This window comes from Arthrobacter pascens, assembly GCF_017052465.1.
GTDB lineage: Bacteria > Actinomycetota > Actinomycetes > Actinomycetales > Micrococcaceae > Arthrobacter > Arthrobacter pascens.
This window is the reverse complement of sequence record NZ_JAFHKT010000152.1, coordinates 126,862-151,096: the sequence shown is the minus strand read 5'-3', so window position 1 is coordinate 151,096 and position 24,235 is coordinate 126,862. Positions and strand designations below refer to the sequence as shown.

Below are 24,235 nucleotides of genomic sequence, written 5' to 3'. Positions count from 1 at the left end.
TTCCACGGTAGATTGACTCGCGTCCAAGACAACGATGTGTCCCGGCGAGTCTTGAGATCCGGCGGAAATAACAGCGTTCCGGAGCAGGTGGGGTCCTCCAAAACCGCCTGGGGAAATGTGAATTGTCACCCCGAGTCAGTACGGTGGATACATGAGTCATGCGGAGGCCGCTGCGCCTGTTATTCAGCCATCCGGCAAGGCGCGGCAAAATCACCTGCCAGCGGGTGATCTCCCCGCGAATCACTTGTTCGACACCGTACTTCCCGTGCATCCCGCCCTCGTGAACCGCGGGTCCGTGGAGCGGATGAAACCGGGCCTTGTCGACGAACTGCTGGCATCGGGCCAGGCAAAAGCCATGGTGCTCTCCGGCCGGCAGGCCCTTGTCCATGACGATGCACTGGTGCTGGCGGATGCCACGCAGCTGCGGGGACGGCTTCGGGACGTGGACTCGGGGCCCTCGCTCGTCGTCTACCTCGGGGCAGCCCTCAGTTCCAGCGCGCTGCCGGAGGGAACCAGGATCCTTCTTTTCATCCTGCCCGCACCGGTGGATCCCGGCACCGCGGGACTGCCCGCGGATGCCTCGTGGGAAGGCTTCCGGGACGTCGCCGCCCGGCTGGACGCCACCCACACGGCCCTCTTTGTCGAGGCCAGCGCCATTTCCAACTGGCATGCCTCCCATACGCATTGCCCTAGATGCGGTACTCCCACCAACGTCGAGGCGGGCGGCTGGGTCAGGCGCTGTCCGGCTGACAACTCCGAGCACTATCCCCGCACCGATCCCGCGATCATCGTCACCGTGGTGGGCCCGGACGGCCGCCTGCTGCTCGGCGGCGGAGGGCCCCTCGATGCCAAGAATTACTCCACGCTGGCGGGATTCGTGGAACCGGGAGAGGCCCTTGAGCAGGCGGTGGTCCGCGAAATCCACGAGGAAGTGGGCGTGCGGGTGAAGGCGTGCCAGTACCTGGGCTCCCAGTCCTGGCCATTCCCCGCCTCCCTCATGCTCGGCTTCACCGCCGTCACGGATGACACCGACGCACAGCCCGACGGCGTCGAGGTCACCCGTGCGCGCTGGTTCAGCCGGGACGAACTCCAGGCGGCCGTGCTGAGCGGAGAGATCGTCATTTCCACCAGACTGTCCATCGCCCGGTCCCTCATCGAGCACTGGTACGGCGGAGTCATCCAGGACCGGCCCGCAGACGCGTGACGCTGGTAACAGCGCCAGGGCAGCCTGCCTGCCCCTCTCTCGCCGTCGCCCGTCACCGGCGCGGTACACCATCCCTCCTTCTACTGAGCAGCAGACGTGACTATAGAAATTCCTGACGACAATGCCTCCCTGGAGGACCGCATCCTGGGCGGCCTCGACGCCGAGCAACGTGAGGTGGCCAGCACCCTCGCCGGGCCGCTGTGCGTCCTTGCCGGGGCCGGCACCGGCAAGACCCGTGCCATCACGCACCGGATCGCCTACGGCGTACACTCCGGGGTCTACAGTCCGCAGCGGCTGCTGGCCGTGACGTTCACCGCCCGGGCCGCGGCCGAAATGCGCAGCCGGCTGCGCGACTTGGGCGTAGGCAACGTCCAGGCCCGGACTTTCCATGCCGCGGCGCTGCGCCAGCTTCAGTTCTTCTGGCCCCAGGCAGTGGGCGGCACGCTGCCGAACCTGCTAGACCACAAGGCGCAGATGATTGCCGAGGCAGCCCGGCGGCTCCGCCTGAGCACGGACCGAGCTTCCATCCGGGACTTGGCCTCCGAGATCGAGTGGGCCAAGGTTTCCATGCTCACGCCGGCCAACTACCTTGAGAATGCCCAGGACCGGGGAAACCCGGGCGGCTTCGACCTCACCGCCGTCGCAAGGGTGTTCCAGTCCTACGAGGACGTCAAAACCGACCGCAACGTGATCGACTTCGAAGACGTCCTGCTGATCACCGTCGGCATCCTGCAGGAGGACCCCAAGGTGGCTGCCACGGTGCGGGAGCAGTACCGGCACTTTGTGGTCGACGAATACCAGGACGTGTCCCCCCTGCAGCAGCGGCTCCTCGAGCTCTGGCTGGGCGGACGGGACGAGCTGTGCGTGGTCGGCGACGCGAGCCAGACCATCTATTCCTTCACGGGCGCATCGCCCAAACACCTCTTGGGGTTCAAGGCCATGTACCCCAACGCCAATGTGGTCAAGCTGATCCGCGATTACCGCTCCACGCCCCAGGTCGTCCAGCTGGCCAACGATCTCCTCGCGGGCCGTCGCAGCGGAGGGCCGGTCGCTGATGCCGCCTGGGCGGCGCCGCTGAAGCTGGTTGCCCAGCGGGACGCGGGCCCCTTGCCGCAGTTCACCGAGTGCTCGGACGACGAAGCCGAGGCCGCGACGGTGGCGCAAAAGATTCGGGCACTGCTGGATGCCGGTGTTCCGGCGAGTGAAATCGCGGTCCTTTTCCGCACCAACGGGCAGTCGGAAGCCTACGAGCAGGCCCTGGCCTCGGCGGGCATCGGCTACCAGTTGCGCGGCGGCGAGCGCTTCTTCGCGCGCAAGGAGGTCCGTGACGCCATCCTGCAGCTGCGGGCTGCCACACGGGCAGTGGCCGAATCGTCGCCGCAGCCCCTGGGCCAGATCGTCCGGGACATCGTGGCGTCCCTTGGCTACACGGACTCCGCCCCGCACAGCGGCGGGGCCCTGCGGGAGCGCTGGGAATCGCTGGCTGCCCTGGTGGCACTGGCGGATGAGCTGGCTCTGAGCCGGGGGAGCGGATTCAGCCTCGCGGACTTCGTCAACGAACTGCAGGAACGCTCGCTCGCCCAGCATGCGCCCACCGTGCAGGGGGTCACGCTGGCCTCGCTGCACGCAGCGAAGGGCCTCGAATGGGATGCGGTTTTCCTCGTGGGCCTCTGCGAAGGCCTGATGCCCATTTCCTTCGCGGATACTCCGGAGGCAGTGGACGAGGAGCGCAGGCTCCTTTACGTGGGCATCACCCGCGCGAGAGAGCATCTGGCGCTGTCGTGGTCCACGGCGCGGACGCCGGGAGGTCGGGCCAACCGCAAACCCTCCCGCTTCCTGGACGGCCTGCGGCCCGACTCCGTGGCAAGCTCCGCCGCAAGGGGCAAGGGTCCTGCGCCGCGCCGCAAGGCAGCTGTCCCGGCGTCCTGCCGGGTCTGCGGCAGCATGCTGTCCACCGGAGCCGAGCGGAAGGTGGGGCGCTGCAGCCAGTGCCCGCCCACATACGAGGAGCAGACCTTCTCCGCGCTGCGGGAATGGCGCCGCGAAGTTGCGCTGTCCGCCGACGTGCCGGCCTTCGTCGTCTTTACCGACGCGACCCTGACAGCCATCGCCGAGGCCCGGCCCACCTCCCTGGAAGAGCTGGCACGGCTGGCAGGGGTCGGCCCGTCCAAACTGGAGCGTTACGGCGAAGCCGTCCTGACCGTCCTCGCGGAAAGCGGTGCCCTCTGATGGCGGACGTGCAGTTGAAAACGCACGACGGCGCGCCCGTCGTCGTCCGCCGGTCGGCCCGGCGGCGGCGCACGGTGGCCGCGTTCTGGGAGGACGGCACGGCCGTCGTGGCCATCCCGGCAAACTTCAGCAGGGCGCAGGAAGCCGAATGGGTGCGCCGGATGCTGGACAAACTAAAGGTCCAGGGCGACCGAAGGTCCAAAGGCGGGCGGCGTCCTGCGACTGATGCCGCCCTTGCCAGCCACGCGGCTGATCTCTCGGCACGGTATCTCGGGGGCAGGGCCGCACCGACGTCCGTGCGCTGGGTCAGCAACCAGAACTCGCGCTGGGGTTCGGCGACCCCTGCCGACGGGTCCATCCGGCTCTCGGACAAGCTCCGGCCCATGCCGCAGTGGGTCATCGATTACGTGCTGCTCCATGAACTGGCACACCTGCTGGTCGCCGGACACAACGCTTCCTTCTGGCGGCTGCTGGAGGCCTACCCTGAAACCGCGCGGGCCAAGGCCTTCCTGGAGGGCGTATCTTTCGCCACGTCGCGCGGATTAACTGCCGACGGGCCAGTCCCAGGGGACTGACCCGTCGGCAGTGGCGAGCGGCTGCCCTACTGGCCGCCGTCGTTCTTCTTTGTACCGTCGTCGTCCTTCGTCCCGCCCTCTGTCCCGCCCTCTGTCTCGGGCTCTGTTCCTGCCTCGGGGGCGTCGAAGCCGCCATCCAGCAGCTTCACCAGGGCGTCATCCACTTCGCTGTCGCTGGCCTCCGCCAGCTGGCGGCGTTCGCTGAAGCCCTTGGGGTCGTCCAGGTCCTCGGCGGTGGGCAGCAGGTCAGGGTGCTTCCAGATGGCGTCGCGGCCCTCGATGCCGCGTTCCTGCTTGAGCGAGGCCCACAGCGTTGCCGCTTCCCGGAGCCGGCGCGGGCGCAGCTCAAGCCCCACCAGCGAGGCGAAGGCATGTTCGGCCGGACCGCCGGTGGCGCGGCGGCGCCGGACCGTCTCACGGAGCGCCGCGGCGGAGGGGAGGACCTTCTCGGTGGCCGCTGCGGTGAGTTCATCAACCCAGCCTTCAACGAGCGCCAGCGCGGTTTCCAGCTTCTGCAGGGCCTGCTCCTGCGCCGGCGTCCGCTTGGGCATGAAGACCCCCTGTGACAGGGCCTCCTGGATGCCCTCCGGGTTGCTCGGGTCCAGGTCCCGGGCCAGCTCCTCGATGCGGGATGTGTCAATGTGGATGCCACGGGCGTAGGCCTCGATGGCGCCCAACAGGTGCCCCCGCAGCCAGGGGACCTGGACGAACAGGCGGGCGTGGGCGGCTTCGCGGACCGCCAGGAACAGGCGGATGTCGTTTTCCGGCAGGCTGAGTCCCTCGCCGAATTTGGCCACATTGCCGGGCAGCAGCGCCATTTCCAGGTCGGCCAGGGGAACGCCGATGTCCGTGGAACTGACCACCTCGGCGGAGAGGGCACCGATGGCCTGTCCCAGCTGCATGCCGAAGATGGCGCCACCGATGTTCTGCAGCATCGAGGAGGCGCCGCCCATCATGGACTTCATTTCCTCCGGCATCTGCTCGGTCATGGCAGTGGAGAGCGCGTTGGCGACGCTGTTGGCTACCGGCTCGGTGAGCCGCTTCCACGTCCCGAGCGTCTCCTCGACCCACTCAGCCCGGGACCAGGCCTTGCCGATCAGGCCGGTGGCGGGGAGGTCTGTCACCTGGTCCAGCCACAGCTCAGCCAGCCGCAGGGCCTCGTCCACCTCCCTGGACTGGGCCGCTGTCACCGACGGGTCGGTGCTGCTGGCGGCCACCCGGCGGGCATTGTCATGGGCGAGCTTCCAGTTCACGGGACCCTCGGAAGGGGCGCTCATCATGGCCTGGACCTGCGAGAACATCTGAGCCAAGAGGTTGGGGTCATCCGGGAGCCCCGCGGCCTTGGCCAGTTCGGAGGGGTCGATGTCGCCCATGCCCTTGCCGCCCATGAGGTTCTGCAGCATCTCCGCCAGCGGATCCTTCGGATTTTCGTCGCCGTTAGACGGATTGAGTGGGTTGGAGGTCATGATCCCGCCGATCGTCGGTGTGACTATTGATCACCTTCACGCTACCCCTGCGCGAGAGCGGCTGTCTGCCCAAAGGCGGTCCGTTCGCTGTAGGCAAAGAGCTTTAGCTGCGCCCGGACGCGTAGTGTTAGTAGTCGGAATGTTTGCAGGCTCCAGCGGGCTGTCCGCCTGCTGCAGCCCCAGCACTGTGTAGGCCGACAGCGTAAGACGACTGCGCAGGTTGACCGCAGTGCGGAGAGGTCCTTCAGTGACGATAACCAAGGGCGACCAGCCCTCAGACGAGTCCGCGGCTCCTGCTGCCGGCGGCGAATCGGCGGACCCGGCCGGGTCACGCCCTGCCACAGCGCGTGATCCCCGCGTTTCCGCGATGACGCTGTCAGGGCTCATTGCCCTGGTCCTCGGTGTCACGGCCGCCGTGCTGCCTGTCCCGTACGTCGTAGAGTCACCGGGACCCACGTTCAACACGCTGGGCCAGGACAACGGCAAGCCCGTCATCAGCATCACGGGGCGCGATACCTACCCGGCGGAGGGGAACCTGAATCTCACCACCGTCTATGTCGACGGCGGCCCCAACGGCCCGGTCAGCGTTTTCGAAGCCTTCTCGGCATGGATCGACGGATCAAAGGCCGTCTATCCGCAGGAGCTGATTTTCCCCACGGGCGTCACCAAGGAGCAGTCCCAGCAGGAGAGCGCGGTGGCCATGACCACGTCGCAGGAGAATGCGGTGGCTTCGGCACTGAAGGAACTCGACATACCCTTCGGGCAGAAGCTGGAGGTCGCTGAACTCTCGGAGGGCTCTGCCTCGCAGGGGAAGCTGAAGCCCGGCGACGTCTTCACGTCCATCAACGGCAAGCCAATCACCTCGCTCTCCGTTGTCCAGGACGAATTGGCTGCCGGAACGGGCAAGCCCGCCGTCATCGTCGTGGAGCGCGAGGGCAAGGCCGTCACGGAAACCGTGACCCCCGCCCGGAGCGATTCCGGAAGGTTCATCCTGGGGGTCCTCCTCAAATACCGCTTCACCTTCCCGTTCGACGTTAAGATCTCGCTGGAAAAGGTCGGAGGCCCGAGCGCCGGAATGATGTTTGCCCTGGGCATCATCGACACCGTTACCCCCGGGGACCTCACCGGCGGCAAGCACATCGCCGGAACCGGAACCATCTCCCCGGACGGCGTGGTGGGACCCATCGGCGGCGTCGCGGTCAAGATGCACGGCGCCCGGGCGGACGGCGCCACGATGTTCCTCGCCCCGGCGGCAAACTGCGCCGAAGTTTCAGGGCATGTCCCAGAGGGCCTGCAGGTGGTCAAAGTCGAAAACCTGGACGAGGCGAAGCGCGCGGTGGAATTGGCTGCGAGCGGAGGGGACACATCGGGCCTTCCGGCCTGCGCAAACAACTAGACTAAAGGCAGGAACTAAGGCCCGCCGCCGCTCGTGGCATTAATTGACAGCCGCTGCGCGTGGCGGGCCGAGCAAGCTGACACGTGCTCTGCGCCGCTGGTGCAACGCGCCATGCATGTTGTCCCCGGAAACTTAAAAATATGATCAGCAAATGACAAAGCTATGAGGTACCGAGTTTGTCCCGTCCTGCCAGCCCCACCCCGCCCGGAAGACTCCAGCCAAAGCGCGGTGCCTTGACGCCGACGCTCATTGTCGTTGCGCTGGTCGTCGTCGGCTTCATCTTCTTCGCCAACGTGTGGACGGACGTCCTCTGGTACCAGCAGTTGGGCTTCTTTGAAGTCTTCCTGACGGAAAACGTGGCAAGAATCAGCATCTTCGCCGCGGGTTTCGCCGTCATGTTCGCAGGCGTGTTCTACGCCATCCGGATCGCGTACCACGCCCGCCCGGTGTACGCCCCGGATTCCGAAATCCGGGACAACCTCAACCGCTACCAGGCTCAGCTTGAACCGGTGCGGCGGGTGGTCATGATCGGACTCCCGGTGCTGTTCGGGCTCTTCGCCGGAAGTGCCGCCTCAAGCCAGTGGCAGAAGGTGCTGCTGTTCTTCAACCAGGAAGCCTTCGGCCAGAATGACCCGGAATTCGGGCTGGACATCAGCTTCTACCTGATGACCCTGCCGTTCCTTGGCTTCATCGTCGGATTCCTCATCAGCGTGGCGGTTGTTGCCGGCATCGCGGGCATCCTGACCCACTACCTCTACGGCAGCATCCGGATCATGGAACGCGGGATCTTCACCAGCCGCGCCGCGCAGATCCATCTGGCCGTGACAGGCGCCTCGTTCCTGGTGCTGCTGGGCATCAACTTCTGGCTGGACCGCTACGCCGCCGTCCAGAACAACAGCGGCCGATGGGCAGGTGCGCTCTACACGGACGTCAACGCCGTCATTCCCACCAAGTCGATCCTGGCTGTCGCCGCGATCCTCGTCGCTATCCTGTTCATTGTTGCCGCTGTCATCGGCAGGTGGCGGCTGCCGCTCATCGGTACGGCAATGCTGGTCATCACCTCCATCCTCGCCGGCGGTGTCTACCCGTGGGTCATCCAGCAGTTCCAGGTGCGTCCGTCGGAACAGACCCTCGAAAACGAATACATCAAACGGAACATCGGCATGACCCGGGCGGCCTACGGCCTCGACCAGGTGCAGGTGGACCGCTATAACGCCACCACGAATGCCGCCTCCGGTGCGCTGGCAAAGGACGCGCAGACCACTGCCAATATCCGCCTGCTGGATCCGAACCTCATTTCGGATGCCTTCTCGCAGCTTGAGCAGTACCGTCCCTACTACCAGTTCCCGAACTCGCTGAACGTCGACCGGTATCTGGTCGACGGCAAGGTCCAAGACACCGTCATCGCCGTGCGTGAACTGAACCCGGAGGGATTGAGCCCAGACCAGCAGTCGTGGCTGAATACCCACGTCGTTTACACGCATGGCTATGGTGTGGTTGCGGCGAAGGGCAACAAGTTCACCGCCGACGGCAAGCCGGAGTTCCTGCAGTCGGGGATTCCGTCCACCGGTGTCCTGGGCAACGATGAAACGTACGAACCCAGGATCTACTTCGGCGAGGATTCCCCGGAGTATTCGATCGTGGGGGCTCCAGAAGGCGCCCCGCACCGCGAGCAGGACCGTCCCTCTGGCAAGGACACGGGCGGTGAGACGCAGTACACGTTTACGGGCAACGGCGGCCCGAACGTCGGCAGCTTCCTCAACCGCGTGCTGTACTCGATCAAATTCCAATCCTCGGACCTGCTGCTGTCCGATGGTGTGAACCCGGCCTCGCAGATTCTCTACGAACGCAATCCCCGCGAACGCGTGCAGAAGGTGGCACCGTACCTGACGGTCGACGGGAACGCCTATCCCGCCGTCGTTGACGGCCGCGTCAAGTGGATCGTGGACGGCTACACCACCAGCCAGTACTACCCGTACTCCCAGCAGGAACAGTTGTCGGATGCCACCACCGACTCGCAGACCGCTGCGCAGCGCACCGTGGCTCTGCCCAACACATCGGTGAACTACATCAGGAACTCCGTGAAGGCCACCGTCGATGCGTACGACGGGTCCGTCACGCTGTATGCCTGGGATGACCAGGACCCACTGCTGAAGGCCTGGCAGAAGGTTTTCCCGTCGTCATTGAAGCCGTACTCCGAGATGTCTGCCGCCATCATGAGCCACGTCCGGTACCCCGAGGATCTGTTCAAGGTGCAGCGCGAGCTGCTGGGCCGCTACCACGTGACTGACCCGGTCAGCTTCTACAAGAACGACGACGCCTGGAGCGTTCCGAACGACCCCACAGTTTCGGAGGACGTCAAGCAGCCGCCGTTCTACATGTCCCTGCAGATGCCCGGCCAGGAGAAGCCCGCATTCCAGCTGACGTCGTCGTTCATCCCGCAGGTGGTTGACGGCAACGCGAGGAACGTCCTGTACGGCTTCCTGGCGGCCGACTCGGATGCCGGCAGCCAGAAGGGTGTGAAGGCCGAGTCCTACGGAAAGCTCAGGCTCCTCCAGGTCCCGCCGGAAGCACAGGTGCCCGGACCGGGCCAGGCGCAGAACAAGTTCAACTCCGATCCGACCGTTTCGCAGGCACTTAACCTGCTCCGCCAGGGTGCCTCGGATGTCTTGAACGGCAACCTCCTCACGCTTCCTGCCGGCGGCGGTCTGCTGTACGTCCAGCCGGTATACCTCCGGTCGACCGGCGAGACCTCGTACCCGACCCTCCAGCGCGTGCTGGTTGCCTTCGGCGACAAGATCGGCTTTGCCCCCACCCTGGACGAGGCCCTCAACCAGCTCTTCGGCGGTGACTCCGGAGCCGCGGCCGGTGACTCTGCCAACAACGGGCAGACTCCTCCGGCGCCGGGCGGAGGAGGAACCCCTGCCCCGGGCACAACCGACGCCCGCGCCGAACTGAAGGCTGCCTTGGCGGAAGCCAACGCCGCCATCAAGGCCGGACAGGAAGCACTGGCCAAGGGCGACTTCGCGGCCTACGGCGAGCAGCAGAAGAAGCTGAACGCGGCACTGCAGAAGGCCATCGACGCCGAGGCGAAGATTGCCGCCACCACTCCGGCTTCGGAGGAGTCCCCGTCGGCGACGCCGGCGCCGACCCCCAGCAGCTGACGTGGTGGGCGGCTGCGGCTTAGCAGCCTGGCACCCGCCCGGACGGCAAGTGCCAGGACGCTGAGCTGAGGCCCCGGGCACCAGGGCTGAAGGCCCGCCGACCGCTCCCGTAAGGGGAGCGGACGGCGGGCCTTCCTCATGGGCCTGAAAGCCGCCTGGCGGAGAGGCGCGCTGCCGAGACACAGATCACGTCTCCTCGATTTGGCCTGCTGTTCACCGGACGGTAGAGTTGTTCTTGCGACGCGGGGTGGAGCAGTTCGGTAGCTCGCTGGGCTCATAACCCAGAGGTCACAGGTTCAAATCCTGTCCCCGCAACTGAGAGAAGGCCCGGATCACCGTCAGGTGGTCCGGGCCTTTTGCTGTCTGGTGACGGGGCCGGGCTGGCTGTACGGGGCGTGGCATTTACGGCCGCGAAAGTAGGGTAGAGTTGATCAAGCGACGCGGGGTGGAGCAGTTCGGTAGCTCGCTGGGCTCATAACCCAGAGGTCACAGGTTCAAATCCTGTCCCCGCAACCACAGAAGAAGCCCTGGCCGGTGATGAACCGGCCGGGGCTTTTCGCTTCCCGGTAGCTTTTGTTCACGTTCTGGCAGTTCCTAGTATTCTCTTTCGCAGGGCCCGGAGTGTTTCGGCCGGGGCAGTTGCCCGTCTCAGTCATTCTCGAGAGGAATGTAGTTTCGATGTCCACAACGAAGAACAAATCCGGCACGGCGAAAGGCAAGCGGTCCAGACTGTACTGGACGGTGCCGGCGGTCCTCGTGGCCGCAGTGCTGGTGGTTCTGCTCGCAAAGTGGGCCACGGGCCTTTCCGGTGTCCAGTCCTTCCTGACGGACTACCCGGGACATTCCGAACTCCCCGAGGGCGCACCGGTCGGCTTCCCGGCCTGGCTCGGCTGGCAGCACTTCCTCAACGCCTTCCTGCTGCTGCTCATCATCCGCACGGGCTGGCAGGTGCGGACAACCACGCGCCCCGGCGGCTACTGGACGCGGAACAACAAGGGCCTCATCAAGACTAAGAACGCCCCCACCAAGATCTCCCTGGAACTCTGGTTCCATCTGACCCTCGACGCCCTGTGGATCCTCAACGGCCTGGTTTTCGCCGTGCTGCTCTTCGCCACAGGCCAGTGGGTGCGGATCGTGCCCACCAGCTGGGACGTCTTCCCGAACGCCCTGTCGGCCGCCCTGCAGTATGCGTCGCTGGACTGGCCCACCGAAAACGGCTGGGTCAACTACAACGCCCTGCAGCTGCTGGCGTATTTCGCCACGGTCTTCATTGCCGCCCCGCTCTCCTTCATCACCGGCTTGCGGATGTCAGCGGCCTGGCCCAAGAAGGCGGCCGGGCTGAACAGGGCCTTCCCGATCGAAGCGGCGCGCGCCGTCCATTTCCCCGTGATGGTCTATTTCGTCGGGTTCATAGTGGTGCACGTGTTCCTCGTGCTGGCCACGGGGGCTCTCCGGAACCTCAACCACATGTACGCCGCGAGCGACGACGCCGGCTGGACCGGCGTCTGGATCTTTGCCGCGTCCGTCGCAGTGATGATCGCGGCCTGGTTCCTGGCCAGGCCGCTGTTCCTGCGCCCGATTGCTTCCCTGATGGGGAAGGTCACCAGCCGCTGACCGCAGACGCCGTACGCGTCCGTCAGCCCTCCTTCAGCTGCTGGTACGCGTCCAGGGCCCTGGCACGTGACTCCTGCAGCCCCACCAGCGGCGCAGGATAGGCATCCGCTGCCGTGCTGTCCTTCCACGGCTCATGGACGGCTTTGTCGTCCAGATCAGCCAGTTCGGGGATGAACCTGCGGAGGTACCGTCCGCGGGAATCAAACTTCTTGCTCTGGGTGACGGGGTTGAAGATCCTGAAGTAGGGCGAGGCATCCGCCCCGGAGCCGGCCACCCACTGCCAGTTGGCGGGGTTGCTCGCGGCATCGGCGTCCACGAGTGTGTCCCAGAACCACGCTTCGCCCAGGCGCCAGTCGGCCAGCAGGTTCTTCACTAGGAAGGATGCCGCGGCCATGCGGACGCGGTTGTGCATCCAGCCCGTCTGCCACAGCTGACGCATGCCGGCATCAACGAGCGGATAGCCGGTGCGGCCCTGGTGCCACGCCGTGAGTTCGGCGTCGGACGGCGTTTGCCAGGCAAAGCGGTCAAATTCGCGGCGATAGTTGTCCGTGGCGAGGCCAGGGTTCTCATAGAGCAGGTGCCAGCAGAATTCCCGCCAGCCAAGCTCGCTTCGAAAGATGCCGACGTCGGCAGGAGCGTTCCGTGGATAGCGTTGGCGAAGTGCCTGCCAGACCCGGAACGGGCTGATTTCACCAAACCGGAGGTGCGGGGAGAGCCGGCTGGTGCCTTCCACCCCCGGCAGATCCCGTCCGGTCCCGTACTCCTCGACGGGTCCGTCCAGGAAATCCTCCAGCCGCAGGCCTGCGCCCCGTTCCCCGGGCGTCCAGGTTTCCGCGAGCCCGGTGCTCCAGTCGGGCCGGCGGGGGAGCAGCCCCCAGCTATCGAGGCTGTCACTGACGGGCAGCGAACCGCTGGCATCATGTGCCGGCTGGGGGAGGCGCTGCGGGGCATCAGCGGGCATCCTTGGCTCCGCGCCGGCCAGGCACGACCGCCAGAACGGCGTGAAAACCTTGTACGGTCCGCCAGTGCCCGTCCGGACGGTCCACGGCTCGAAGAGAAGGTTCGCCTGGAAGCTGGTGGCGGTGATGCCCTGCCCGGCGGCCCATTCCTTGATGCCGGCGTCCACGGTCCGCTCGGCAAGCCCGTAGCGCCTGTTCCAGAGGATCGACCCTGCGTCCGTCTCCTCGGCCAGGCCACGGAGTTCGGCGGAGGCGGCACCGCGCCGGAGCAGCAGGCGCGAACCCTTGGATTCCAGGTCTGCGGAAAGCGCGGCCAGCGAATGATGGAGCCACCATTTGGCCGCGCCGCCCAGCGGACGGATGCCGGGGGAGTCTTCGTCCAGGATGTACACCACAGTCATCCGGTCCGGGCCTGCAGCTGCCGCCGAAAGGGCTGGGTGGTCGTCGAGGCGAAGGTCGTCCCGGAGCCAGACAATCGTGGAAGACATGGCTCCACGCTACATGCCGCGGATACGAAGAAGGCCGGGATCCACGGGATCCCGGCCTTCTTCCTGCGTCCGCTGACGCAGCTACAGCTAGGAGTTCTTACAGCTTGTCGAAGTCAGCCTCGTCGACGGTCGAACCAACGGCTGCCGAACCGGAAGCCGCCGTCCCGCCGGCACCGATGGCCGGCTTGGCCCCGCCGGACTTCAGCGCAGCCAGGCGGGCATCAATCTCGGTCTGCTCGCCAAGGTCTTCAAGCTGGTTGAACTGCGCGTCGAGGCTGGACGCGGCGAGCTCCTGCTGGCCGAGCACTTTCGCTTCCTCGCGGCGGATCTTTTCCTCAAAGCGGCCCACCTCGCTGGTGGGATCCATGATGTCAATGCTCTTGAGGGCGTCGTGAACCTGCGACTGGGCGGCTGCGGTCTTCGAGCGGGCCACCAGCTCATTGCGCTTGCTCGTAAGCTGGTTCAGCTTGCCCTTCATCTGGTCCAGGCCGGTCTTGAGACGGTCCACAACGTCCGTCTGTGACGCGATGCTGGGCTCGGCGGCCTTGGCCTCGTTTTCAGATGCGATCTGCCGCTGCAGCGCCACCTTGGCCAGGTTGTCGAACTTCTGGGCGTCAACCGTGTCGCCGGCGCTGCGGTACTCGTCGGCCTTCCGCGAAGCCGCCAGGGCCTTGTTGCCCCAGTCCTGGGCGTTCTTCACGTCCTCGTTATAGTCGGCCTGCAGCATCCGAAGGTTACCGATGGTCTGCGCCACTGCCGACTCCGCCTCGGCGATGTTGTTGGAATAGTCCCGCACCATCTGGTCGAGCATCTTCTGCGGGTCCTCGGCCTGATCGAGCAAGGAGTTGATGTTCGCCTTTGCGAGCTGCGCCATGCGGCCAAAAATGGACTGCTTAACCATGGTGTTACCTTTCGTCCTGCTCAGTTTTCCCACTGAATCCGGTGATCAGTTGATGTACCGCTTTTACCCGCCGGCCGGAAGGTCCGGCCGGCGTCGTCTTTGTTCTGGCTAGAAGTCCCCGCCTCCGCCGAAGTCGCCGCCCCAGTCTCCGCCGCCGGAATCTCCGCCTCCAAAGCCGCCGGAATCACCGCCCCAGCCTCCGCCGTCGCTGTGGCCGCCGCCCCAGCCGCCGCCGCTTCCGCCGTTCAGGATGGAGTTGATCAGGATGCCGCCCAGAATGGCGCCGCCGAGGCCTCCGCCTCCGCCGCCTCCGAACATGCCGCCACGGCCGTACCCCTGGTTGGCGTAACCGCCAAAGTTGTCGACGTCGGACTGGGCCAGCTGGGCCGCCTGCGCAGCCAGTGCGTGGGCCTGCTGCGCATACGTCAGTGCCGTGACGGGGTCATTGCGTGAGATGGACAGCGCGTAGTCGAGATTGCGCTGTGCTTCGGCGAGGCGTGTCCTGGCTTCCGTTCCCACGCCGCCCCTCCTGGCGGTGATGTAGTCCGAGGTGGCGCTGATCTGTGCCTGCGCGGACATGATGGTCTGCTGCAGTGAGGCCTGCGCACGGCGGGACTGCTCCTGCTGGTCACGTATGCCGCCCAGCGAACGGTCCAGCGACTGGTGGGCTGTTTCCACCCGTTCAAGGGTGGCGATCGGGTCAATCCGGCCACCCTGAATCTCGGCTTTCACCTGGGCGAGTGCGGCCTCGACGCCGGCCACGGGCCCGGCGAGCTCCGGATGGGCACCGGACTGGATGATGGCTTTCGCCTGGGCCAGGTCCTGGGAGGTGTCCACGACGGCAGTCTCAAGTCCCTGCCGGGCCTCATCCAGGCTGCCGGACACCTTCGAAATGGCGTCCAGGAGCACATTGGTCTGGTGCAGGCTCTCCTCAGCAGCGCGGACCGCGACTGCGGCCAGGCTTCCCTCACCCGCATCCAGCTTCTCGCGTGCGGTGCTGCTTGCGTTCTGCACGAACGCGAGGCGCTCCTTGGCCTGCGTGATGTTGTCCGCCACCTGGACGAGTGCGCTCTCGGCGTACTTGCCGCGCAGCTCCGCGAGCGTACGCTCAGCGTTGGTGATCTTTGCGTCGGCAGCGGCCGCGCCGGAATCAACGGCGGCCAGCGCCTGCGGGGCGTTCTTTTCGAGCTCACGGAGGGAATCGAAGTCCGCCTTCTGCTCCTGCAGGGATGCCAGGGCTGCCTCGGACCGGCGGATGATCTCGCCCAGCCAGGTGCGCTGCTGCTCTTCGGTGTCGGGGATGTGGTCGTCCAGCTGCTGCTGCAGCTTGAACGACTCGGACATGTGGGCCTTGGCCTCCTGGAGTGCCTTCGTGAAGTTTCCGACGGCGGCCTCGCCGTACTGCGCCTCGGCGAAGCCCAGTTCCTGCTCGCTCGACTTGATGGCGTCGTCGGCTTCGATGAGGAGCGAACCGCTCTTGCGGCGGAGTTCCTCAACGCTCAGCGAGGCGAGCGGATCGAGTTCGGCGCCCTGCGGACCGTAGCTGCCGCTGGAGGCCAGGGCGGCCTTCTTGCGACGGTTGCGGAGGTAGAGATACGTTCCCGCTCCGCCGGCGGCCACCACACCCACACCAACGAGAACCGCCGTGCCCGCACCAGCGCCAGACGGAACGTTTCCGCTTCCGCCGCCGGCGGCGTCACCGATGGCGGCCGCGGTGTCGATGGCGGCCTGGGCGTAGTCACCGTTGCGAAGCTGGGGATCGACCGCACTCTTGATGACGGACTCGCGCTGTGCGTTGGTGATCTTGCTGTTCGACGGTTTGCTCAGCTGGTATTGCCGGGTGTCAGTCGCGACGGTCAGCAGCATGGCGTTCGGGCCCAGGCTCGCCTTTTTGGCAACATCGGCGGCCCATGCCACCCGGTCCGACGGGTTCTCGAATTTCTTGACGTACACGACATGCAGCGTCATGGCGTGGTCGGTGCCGAGCTTCTTAATGGCCGTTTCGACGTCGGCCTTCTTGCCGCCGAGTACACCGGCGGTATCGACAATCTTGGAGACAGGATCGAGTGTGACCGGATTCTCGGCCCAGGCTGCTGAGGCAGGAAGCGCCAGCATTCCAGTCAGGCCGATCACGGCGAATACACGTTTCAACATTGACCGCATGGCAACCCTTCAGCACGCCTGCGACTGGTTCAGGATGAAACAGCCGTCCAGAATGCAGCAGCGCCCCCACGCCGGGTGTAAAGCCGCAGGTCGCTGTGGCAATTCTTCTTGATTCTATGGTGCACCAAGGGGGCCGTCCACGGCCGGGAATATGCCACCAGCGAAAAGCGCTGCCACCCTTGAGCGGACGGCCGCACCGCAGGGCCCAGCGCGTTCAGGAAGCTCCCAGCAAACGTCCGCCCTAGTTTCAGTCGCATCGTCCATAGTTAATACAGACGAGGATGAAAGGAAATCCAATGACTGAGAACCCAGCACCGGGGTCAGCTCCCGAGAACCGAGATCCTGCAGGGCGGCCCGCTGATCCAACGGCTCGGCCGGAGCGCCCGGAGGGTCTCCAGCGGGGGGAAAGCCAGCCGGAAGGCGGGACGGCCAGCGAAACCGAGCGCGTGCCGGCGCAAGAGCCGGGCACCCAACAGCAGGGCACCCAGGACCAGTCCGCCCCAGCCGGGCACGGCCAGGAAAACCCCACCCTGCGCATGGACCGTCCGGGCGACGCGGGGGATGCGCCGGGCAGCAACGGGCAGCATGAGCCCCACACCGGAGCGCGTCCCGTATACCCCCAGCATGCTCCGTTCTACGGCCAGCACTCCGGACCTGCCACCCAGCAGTTCGCCTCCGCGCCGCAGCATTCACCCCAGCACGCCGGAGAACACAGCCACCAGCCGGTCCACGCCCAGCACGCCGTCCACTCCGCATTTCAGGACAACCGGGCCAACGCGCCCAAGCGCAAGGCCACCTTTGGCGTCGGCACCCTGGTTGCCAGCATCCTCGCCGCCGGCCTCGTGGGCGGCGGTGTGGCAACCGTGGGATCCGGTAATTTGTTCGACGGCGGGACCGCGCCGACAGTCAGCACGGGAAACCAGCCCGAAACCGTCATCATCAACAACAAGGATGACGTCAACGCCATCACGGCGGCGGCAACGAAGGCATCGCCGAGCGTTGTCACCATCAAGGCCACCAGCGGCAGCGACGGCGGCACCGGCTCCGGCGTCATCATCGACGACCAGGGGCACATCCTGACGAACACCCACGTGGTGACGCTGGACGGCACGGTCGCCAACGCGGACATTGAAATACGCACCAACGACGGCCGGGTGCTGTCCGCGAAACTCGTTGGAACGGATCCCCTGTCCGACCTCGCCATCATCAAGGTGGACAATCCCTCAGGACTCACCCCCGCCACGCTGGGCGATTCGAGCAAGCTGAATGTCGGCGACACCGCGGTGGCCATCGGCTCGCCGCTGGGCCTGAACGGCACCGTCACCGACGGCATCGTCTCCACCCTGAACAGGACCATCAGCGTCGCTTCCTCGGCAGCGCCCAAGGACGGCCAGGACAGCTCCCAGGGCGGCGGCCAGGGCTTCGAGTTCGCTCCCCCGGGGCAGGGACAGGGCCAGAGCTCGGCGAACAAGGGCTCAATCGCCATCAACGTGATCCAGACAGATGCGGCCATCAACCCGGGCAACTCCGGCGGTGCACTGGTGAACAGCAAGGGCGAGATCATCGGCGTCAACGTCGCCATCGCTTCGGCCGGCGGCAGCTCGGCGGCGACCGGGACGGGCAACATCGGAGTCGGTTTCAGCATCCCGATCAACCACGCCAAGCGCGTCGCCCAGGAAATTATCGACAACGGCAAGGCCTCGCACGGCCAGCTCGGAGTCAGCGTCAAGGAGAAGTCCTCCTCGGATTCCACGTCGGGCTTCTCCATTGGCGCGGATGTCGCCACGGTCGAGGCTAATTCCGCGGCCGCCAAGGCAGGCATCAAGGTCGGCGACGTCGTCACACGCTTCAACGACCTTGCCATCAGTGACCCGAACCAGCTGACCGCAGCAGTCCGCGAGCAGCCGGCGGGTGCCTCCGTGAAGATCACCATCCAGCGCAACGGCCGCGAACAGCAGCTGGATGTGACACTCGGCGCCGCAGCCGAACAGTAGGCAAACCCCAACTAAACCTCAACTCCGCAGCACACACGACGGCGGGACGCACCGGGAAGGTGGGTCCCGTCGTCGTCTCCTGCTCAGAAACCGGCGCTGTTCTGACACAGGCGTTAACACGGGACGGCGCCGGCACGCCCCGATATGGTTAGCTAGGAGCTACCCGTACCCCGGGCGTTCCGCGGCCATGACCTCACCCGGCTGGCTATCCACAAGCATGGAAGGCTGCTGTAAATACAGTGGAAGAGACATTGAAGATCATCGTCCTGGTCAAGCATGTGCCGGACGCCCAGTTCGACCGGCACCTCAGCGGCGAGGGCCACACGACAGACCGCGACGAGAGCATCCTGTCCGAGCTGGATGAGTACGCGCTGGAGGCCGCGCTGCAGCTGATCGAGGCGCGCGGCGGCAGCAAGGCAGGCAATAAGGTCATCGCCCTCAGCATGGGGCCGGCCGGGGCCGTGAACGCCATCAAGAAGTCCCTGCAGATCGGAGCCACCGAGGGCGTTCATCTCACGGATGAAGCACTGACCGGTTCGGACGCCGCCGCCACGTCCCTGGCGCTCGCGGCCGCGGTCCGGCATCTGGGCGGCGACGGCCCGGTGGACCTGGTCCTCACGGGCATGGCGTCCACCGACGGTGAAACATCCCTCGTGCCGGCCCAGCTCGCCGAGCGCCTGGGGCTTCCCCAGGTGACGTTCGCTTCCTCACTGGAGGTCGACGGCGGAAGGGTCACCGCACGCCGTGACGCAGACACCCACTCCGAGACCGTCGAGGCGTCCCTGCCCGCAGTGGTTTCGGTGACGGACCAGATCAACGAACCCCGCTACCCCAACTTCAAGGGCATCATCGCTGCCAAGCGCAAGAGCATCACCACGCTTTCGCTGGCTGACGTCGGCGTCGATCCGTCCCAGGTGGGCCACGCCGGGTCGTGGACCACCGTGACGTCGGCCGAGGAACGGCCGCCCCGCACGGCAGGCACCATCATCACGGACGAAGGCGACGCCGGCATCAAGCTGGTGGACTTCCTGGCCGCCCAGAAGCTGCTCTAAGAGGGATCACAACACATGGCAAACGTACTCGTATTCATTGACAACCCGGGCCAGGTCCTCAAGAAGAGCAGCCTGGAACTCCTGACCATCGCCCGCTCCCTCGGGGAGACTGCCGTCGCAGTCAACGGCGAACTGCACGACGACGCCGCCACCACCCTGGGTGCCTACGGCGCCGCCGCCGTCTACCGCCCGTCCGCCGATGACCTGGACGACTACCTGGTGGCCGCCAAGGCGGCCTTCGTGGCGGCGGCAGTGGACAAGTCCGGCGCCACGTCGGTGCTGCTGGACAACTCGCCCGAGGGCAAGGAAATCGCGGCCCGGCTCGGAATCCGCCTGAGCGCCGGCGTGATCACCGACGTCGTCGCAGTCGACGCCGACGGCACCGCCCACAAGTCGGTGCTGGCAGGGTCCTACGCCACCGCGGCAAAGGCCACCACGCCCGTCAGCGTGTTCTCGGTCAAAGCCAACAGCGTGAACCCGGAACCGGCCGCAGCGCTTGCCACGCCCGAAACCGTGACGGTGGACGTTCCTGCCGATGCGGCCGCCACGGCTGCCCGGATCACCGCCCGCGAGCAGAAGGTCGCGAGCGGACGCCCCGACCTCACGGATGCCCGGATCGTGGTGGCCGGCGGCCGCGGCCTGGACGGGGACTTCACCCCGGTCGAGGAACTGGCGGACGCCCTCGGTGCAGCGGTGGGGGCCTCCCGCGCAGCCACCGATGCCGGCTGGATCAGCCACGACGCCCAGGTGGGCCAGACCGGCAAGGTTGTCTCCCCGCAGCTCTACATCTCAGCGGGAATCTCCGGCGCCATCCAGCAGAAGGCCGGCATGCAGACGGCCAAGGTGATCGTTGCCGTGAACAAGGACGCCGAATCTCCGGTTTTCGAAATCGCGGACTTCGGCATCGTCGGTGACCTCTTCAAGGTACTCCCGCAGGCCACTGCAGAAATCAAGAAGCGCAAGGGCTGAATCCTTGACCGCCCACGCTCCAGCGCAGAGCCCGTTCAACCCGGACAAGCACCGGGTTGAGCGGGTGCTCTGTTTCGCGGCCCACCCTGACGACATCGACTTTGGTGCTGCCGGCACCGTCGCTGCCTGGACCGCCGCCGGCGTCGAGGTCAGTTACTGCATCATGACCGACGGCGATGCGGGCGGGTTCGATCCTGCCCACCGGGAAGAAATCATTGCCCTGCGGGCTGCCGAGCAGGAACGCGCGGCAGCACTTGTCGGGGTCACGGACATCCACTACCTCCACGAGCGGGACGGGTTCCTCGAACCAAACCATCTGGTGATGTGGGGAGTCGTGAAGCTGATCCGCGAACTCCGTCCCGACGTCGTGCTGTCCATGCATCCCGAGCGAAACTGGAACCGCATCCAGAAGAGCCACCCCGACCACCTTGCCGTGGGCGAGGCTGTCACGCGTGCCATCTACCCCGCCGTTGAAAACCCCTACGCGTACCCTGAGCTCGCCGAGTCCGGGCTGGAGGCCTACAAAGTTCCCTGGCTCTGGCTGTTTGCCGGGCCGGAGGAACGGGAAAACCATTTCGTCGACGTCACCGAGCATGTGGAAAGCAAACTGGCGGCGCTGCACGTCCACGTCAGCCAGCATCCCGATGCCGCCGCCATGGAGAACACGGTGCGGAACGGCATGGTGCTGAACGCACAGCGGGCCGGCCTGCCCGAAGGGCGAAGCGCCGAGGCCTTCCATGTCGTAGCCGTCAACGGCCCGGGTACGATCGCCGGGTTCTAGGCTAAAGCGTCAACACGGCGCCTGCCCAGGTGCTGCGCGCCGCTCACGTACTGAGCGGCGCCGCAGCGACCGTGGCGGATGTCGGGGCAGACGAGCCGCCGGCCGGTTCCACAGTGATGCCCAGCGAGGCAGCGGAACTGATGCCCTTGACGACGGCGGGCTTGGACAGTGCCTCCGCATCCATCAGCCCCTGGGAGACCGGAGTGGACCCGTCCTTGGGAATCAGCCACATCTGGTACACCTTGCCCGGGGGAGGTGCCGGCACGTCCTTCATCCGCACCACCAGGGCGTCCTTCGACGGCGATATGGACACCGTGGCGGTGCCGCCGCCGCTGACGTCGACCGTCGCCTGGCGCACGTCCTGCGCCTGGAGGACCTGTGTCAGGGGATCATTCTGGTTGGCCATGTAGGCGCCGACGCCCACGCCGCCCAGGGCGATGACGGCGGCGGCAGCAACGCCGATGAGCCAGTTCCGCATGCCGGAGGCCCGGCGTCGGACGTCGCGGCGTTCCCGGGCGGCAGCAAGATCATCCGCCGCGGGCGGCTGCGCCGCCTGTGCCTCATAGTGCTCCGCGGCAGGGTTGACCGGAAGCTGGGCGACTATCCGCCCGAACAGGTCCGCCGGAGGTTCCTCCTCGGCGGTAAACGCGACGGCCAGTGTTTCCCTGGCCTGGCGGACGCGTTCGTTGAAGGATTCCCGCTCCGCCTCCGGAGCGGTCTTAACGTACTCTTCGATGGCGCTCCGCTCCGCGTCGCTGACGGCGTCCAAGGCATAAACCTCGGCAAGTTCCACAGCGCGGCCGGCGGTCAGGTCAGTGGAAATGTCGGCAGCGAACGCCCGCGGCAACCGGCGGCCGTTCGGATCGTGCGATTCGTTCATTTCAACTCACCCCCAAGCAATTCTTCAGTCGGATCAGTCCGTCGCGGATGCGGGACTTGATGGTAGGTATGGCAGCGCCGAGCTTTTCGGCGACTTCCCGATACGTCAGTCCGCCGTAGTAGGCCAGCCGCACCGACTCCTGCTGTGTCTCGGTAAGCGTTCCCAGGCACCGCACCACGGCGTCGGCTTCCAGCCGGCTGTCCACTTCATCAGCCACGGAGTCATGGTCGATGTCCTGGTTGCCGGCACCGTACCTGGCCTCTCGGTCATTGGAAGACTGCGAGGATCTCACCTTGTCCACGGCACGGCGGTGGGAGATGGTCATGAGCCATGCCAGCGGGCTTCCGCTGGCGGCGTCGAATTTGGCGGCATTCTGCCAGACCTGCAGGAAAACCTCTTGTGTGGCGTCTTCGCTGAGCTCCGGATCAATCAGGACGCGCCTGGCCATGCCGTACACCCGGCGTGAGGTCAGCCGGTAGAACTCGGCGAATGCAGGCTGGTCACCGTTGGCGATGCGTTCCAGCAATGCTGCCAGCTGGCGGTTAAGATCGACGGCGGTGCCCGGCGGCGCTGGGGCGTCGAAGTTCGGCGCGTTGGGAGTTTCCATCACAGTCAAGCATAGGTCGCCGGACGGCCCCTGGGCGCACATTCCGGGGACGGCAGCACTGTTTCGGGCAATACCGGATGCTGGCCTGCCCGCACGCACTGTTCTCACCTGTCGCTCCTCATCCCCGGGATTTGACCTCAGCAGTGATTCGCTGCGGGCTGCGCATCGGATGGGTGCCCCCATGCGGGAATATGAATTGCCGGGCCGGTGCGGGCCGCCTGTCAGACCTGTGCGCCGGCGAAGCCCTGCTGGCGCCACGCCTCGTACACGGCGATGGACGCCGCATTCGCCAGGTTCAGTGACCGCAGCGAGGGCAGCATGGGCAGCCGCACCCTCGAGGTTACGTGGGGATCGTTCTTGACGTGCTCCGGCAGGCCCACCGACTCCGGGCCGAACAGCAGGACGTCGCCCGGCCGGTAGGCGATGTCCGTATACGACTTTTCGCCATCGGAGGTGAAGGCAAATACCCGGTCCGGCTGCAGGGCCTTCCATGCAGACTCGAGGTCCGGATGCACGGTCACGACGGCAAGATCGTGGTAGTCGAGCCCCGCCCGGCGCAGCTTGGCATCCGAGAAGTCGAAGCCCAGCGGTTCAACGAGGTGGAGTTCGGCGCCGGTAATGGCGGCAAGCCGTATTGCGTTGCCGGTATTGCCCGGGATTTCAGGGGTGTGGAAGAGGATGCGGAACACCGTTCCATCCTAGTGCCGGGCGCCTAGTACCGGGGCGCCTAGTACCGGGACGGGGTTTTGTCCGGTGCAGTCTCAGTGCATCCCCCGCAGCAGCCTGGCCAGCACCGGGACATTGACAGTGTTCGGGGCCGGACCGGCAGCGAGGAACTGCTTCAGTCCCCTGGCGAGCCCCGCGGCGTTGACCACCTGCATCACGTCGGAGGAGGCGCGGGACCGGCGGTGGTGGTCAATGACCGGCTCGTGAAGGTTGCCGTCCGGGCTGTGGACCACCGTCCATCCGGTCACGTTCAGTTCGGGGAAGATGTCCTGCATCGCCCAGACCACCTGCGTCAGCTGCGGGGGAGCGATGGACCGGCTGCCGTGCTTCAGGGTGGCACCGTCCCAGGCGTAGGCGCCCTTGGGCAGGAGCATGGATCCGATAAGAGCCAGCCGGTAGCCGGACAGCAACGCGTGGTCGATGTGGCTGTTGTCTGCCGGGGACTGCAGCCCGTTGATGAGCCGGGCTGCCGGAATGGCCGGAAGAACCTGCCGACTGATCAACTGGACAGTGCGCATCTCGCGCTGGATCCGGGCCTCGGCCCCGAAGATGCCGCGCTTCCTTGGCATCCCGTGGACCTGCTGGCTGGCTACGTCAAAGGGGATCAGCGGGACGGCCCCGGGCAGGTCGAACGGAGGCACGTAGACAGGATCGTCGCCGGAGGTGTTCCGTGGAGTGCCGGGCCGGTGGATCGTCGCAGAGGCATGGCTTCCTGCCGCCGGTGCATCAAAATGGGCCTCGTCCGCGCCTGCCCTGCTCCGGTGCCGGGGACCCGTGGCGTACGAACGGTCGTAGGCAGCCCTTCGCCGCGGATCGATCAGGGTTTCATACGCAAGCGTGACCTGCCGGAAGGTGGCGGCGTCACCGCCGTGGTCCGGATGCGAGACCCGTGCCGCCCTGCGGTAGGCAACCTTGATCTCTTTGTCCGTTGCGGTCACGGGGACGCGGAGTACCTCGTAGTGGGAGCTGTTTCCCTCGGTCAAGCAAGGTCCTTCGGTTGAATGTTGCCGGCGCGCACGCCGCCGGGTCTGCCAAGCATATCGGGCGGCAATGCCCGACTAGTCAGA

18 protein-coding genes and 2 tRNA genes are annotated in these 24,235 nt (G+C 66.1%); 12 read left to right on the top strand and 8 right to left on the bottom strand.

Annotated elements, in window-relative coordinates; translation table 11 throughout:
- The first annotated feature begins 151 nt into the window (after positions 1-151).
- The 3 genes from nudC to JYA52_RS21480 all read left to right on the top strand — a co-directional run bounded on the left by nudC (position 152) and on the right by JYA52_RS21480 (position 4,008).
- Positions 152-1,204 (top strand): NAD(+) diphosphatase, encoded by a 1,053-nt coding sequence (nudC, locus tag JYA52_RS21490; RefSeq protein ID WP_205655409.1) that lies wholly within the window; start codon positions 152-154, stop codon positions 1,202-1,204.
- 96 nt (positions 1,205-1,300) lie between these two features.
- Positions 1,301-3,433: an ATP-dependent DNA helicase UvrD2 gene (locus tag JYA52_RS21485; RefSeq protein ID WP_205655408.1), complete on the top strand. Its 2,133-nt coding sequence runs from the start codon at positions 1,301-1,303 to the stop codon at positions 3,431-3,433.
- Entirely contained in the window at positions 3,433-4,008 is a 576-nt protein-coding gene (locus JYA52_RS21480; protein ID WP_205655407.1) for a M48 metallopeptidase family protein, read from the top strand. Before JYA52_RS21485 ends, JYA52_RS21480 begins: the two co-directional genes overlap by 1 nt.
- Positions 4,009-4,034: 26 nt before the next feature.
- Here JYA52_RS21480 and JYA52_RS21475 read toward each other — a convergent pair whose 3' ends face one another.
- On the bottom strand, positions 4,035-5,474 hold the full coding sequence (locus JYA52_RS21475) for a zinc-dependent metalloprotease (protein ID WP_205655406.1): 1,440 nt from the start codon (positions 5,472-5,474) through the stop codon (positions 4,035-4,037).
- Positions 5,475-5,721: 247 nt separating this feature from the next.
- On the opposite strand from JYA52_RS21475, the gene JYA52_RS21470 reads away from it, so the two are divergent.
- From JYA52_RS21470 to JYA52_RS21450, 5 genes are all read left to right on the top strand, one after another.
- On the top strand, positions 5,722-6,870 hold the full coding sequence (locus tag JYA52_RS21470) for a YlbL family protein (RefSeq protein ID WP_307869498.1): 1,149 nt from the start codon (positions 5,722-5,724) through the stop codon (positions 6,868-6,870).
- Between the two features lie 176 nt (positions 6,871-7,046).
- Positions 7,047-10,034, top strand: coding sequence for a UPF0182 family membrane protein (locus tag JYA52_RS21465; protein ID WP_205655405.1), 2,988 nt, complete (start codon positions 7,047-7,049; stop codon positions 10,032-10,034).
- A gap of 241 nt (positions 10,035-10,275) precedes the next feature.
- Positions 10,276-10,349 (top strand) — tRNA-Met (locus JYA52_RS21460).
- A 124-nt stretch (positions 10,350-10,473) separates the two neighbouring features.
- Positions 10,474-10,550: transfer RNA gene (locus JYA52_RS21455), tRNA-Met, on the top strand.
- A 162-nt stretch (positions 10,551-10,712) separates the two neighbouring features.
- Entirely contained in the window at positions 10,713-11,648 is a 936-nt protein-coding gene (locus JYA52_RS21450) for a cytochrome b/b6 domain-containing protein (protein ID WP_205655404.1), read from the top strand.
- Between the two features lie 22 nt (positions 11,649-11,670).
- Here the strand turns inward: JYA52_RS21450 and JYA52_RS21445 are convergent, their stop codons facing one another.
- The 3 genes from JYA52_RS21445 to JYA52_RS21435 all read right to left on the bottom strand — a co-directional run bounded on the left by JYA52_RS21445 (position 11,671) and on the right by JYA52_RS21435 (position 16,159).
- Positions 11,671-13,095, bottom strand: a complete 1,425-nt coding sequence (locus tag JYA52_RS21445) for a cryptochrome/photolyase family protein (protein WP_205655403.1) — start codon at positions 13,093-13,095, stop codon at positions 11,671-11,673.
- A gap of 97 nt (positions 13,096-13,192) precedes the next feature.
- Positions 13,193-13,996 (bottom strand): PspA/IM30 family protein, encoded by an 804-nt coding sequence (locus JYA52_RS21440; protein ID WP_205655402.1) that lies wholly within the window; start codon positions 13,994-13,996, stop codon positions 13,193-13,195.
- Between the two features lie 108 nt (positions 13,997-14,104).
- Entirely contained in the window at positions 14,105-16,159 is a 2,055-nt protein-coding gene (locus JYA52_RS21435) for a TPM domain-containing protein (protein ID WP_205655401.1), read from the bottom strand.
- 296 nt (positions 16,160-16,455) lie between these two features.
- Here JYA52_RS21435 and JYA52_RS21430 point away from each other — a divergent pair, with 296 nt between their 5' ends.
- From JYA52_RS21430 to JYA52_RS21415, 4 genes are all read left to right on the top strand, one after another.
- Positions 16,456-18,153 (top strand): S1C family serine protease, encoded by a 1,698-nt coding sequence (locus JYA52_RS21430; protein ID WP_205655400.1) that lies wholly within the window; start codon positions 16,456-16,458, stop codon positions 18,151-18,153.
- A gap of 251 nt (positions 18,154-18,404) precedes the next feature.
- The gene (locus JYA52_RS21425) at positions 18,405-19,205 is read left to right on the top strand and encodes an electron transfer flavoprotein subunit beta/FixA family protein (RefSeq protein WP_205655544.1); all 801 of its coding nucleotides are present in this window, start codon (positions 18,405-18,407) and stop codon (positions 19,203-19,205) included.
- A 15-nt stretch (positions 19,206-19,220) separates the two neighbouring features.
- Complete coding sequence (locus JYA52_RS21420; RefSeq protein ID WP_205655399.1) at positions 19,221-20,174, top strand: electron transfer flavoprotein subunit alpha/FixB family protein; 954 nt, start codon at positions 19,221-19,223, stop codon at positions 20,172-20,174.
- Between the two features lie 4 nt (positions 20,175-20,178).
- Positions 20,179-20,955 carry a PIG-L deacetylase family protein gene (locus tag JYA52_RS21415; protein WP_205655398.1) on the top strand — a complete coding sequence of 259 codons (777 nt, stop codon included), beginning with the start codon at positions 20,179-20,181 and terminating at the stop codon, positions 20,953-20,955.
- Between the two features lie 43 nt (positions 20,956-20,998).
- Here JYA52_RS21415 and JYA52_RS21410 read toward each other — a convergent pair whose 3' ends face one another.
- The 4 genes from JYA52_RS21410 to JYA52_RS21395 all read right to left on the bottom strand — a co-directional run bounded on the left by JYA52_RS21410 (position 20,999) and on the right by JYA52_RS21395 (position 24,151).
- Positions 20,999-21,835: an anti-sigma factor gene (locus JYA52_RS21410; RefSeq protein ID WP_205655397.1), complete on the bottom strand. Its 837-nt coding sequence runs from the start codon at positions 21,833-21,835 to the stop codon at positions 20,999-21,001.
- A 1-nt stretch (position 21,836) separates the two neighbouring features.
- Positions 21,837-22,442, bottom strand: coding sequence for a sigma-70 family RNA polymerase sigma factor (locus JYA52_RS21405; protein ID WP_205655396.1), 606 nt, complete (start codon positions 22,440-22,442; stop codon positions 21,837-21,839).
- Between the two features lie 221 nt (positions 22,443-22,663).
- Positions 22,664-23,131, bottom strand: coding sequence for a tRNA (cytidine(34)-2'-O)-methyltransferase (locus tag JYA52_RS21400; RefSeq protein ID WP_205655395.1), 468 nt, complete (start codon positions 23,129-23,131; stop codon positions 22,664-22,666).
- A 72-nt stretch (positions 23,132-23,203) separates the two neighbouring features.
- A complete protein-coding gene (locus JYA52_RS21395; RefSeq protein WP_205655394.1) occupies positions 23,204-24,151 on the bottom strand; it encodes a J domain-containing protein in 948 nt (315 codons plus the stop codon).
- Positions 24,152-24,235: the final 84 nt, after the last annotated feature.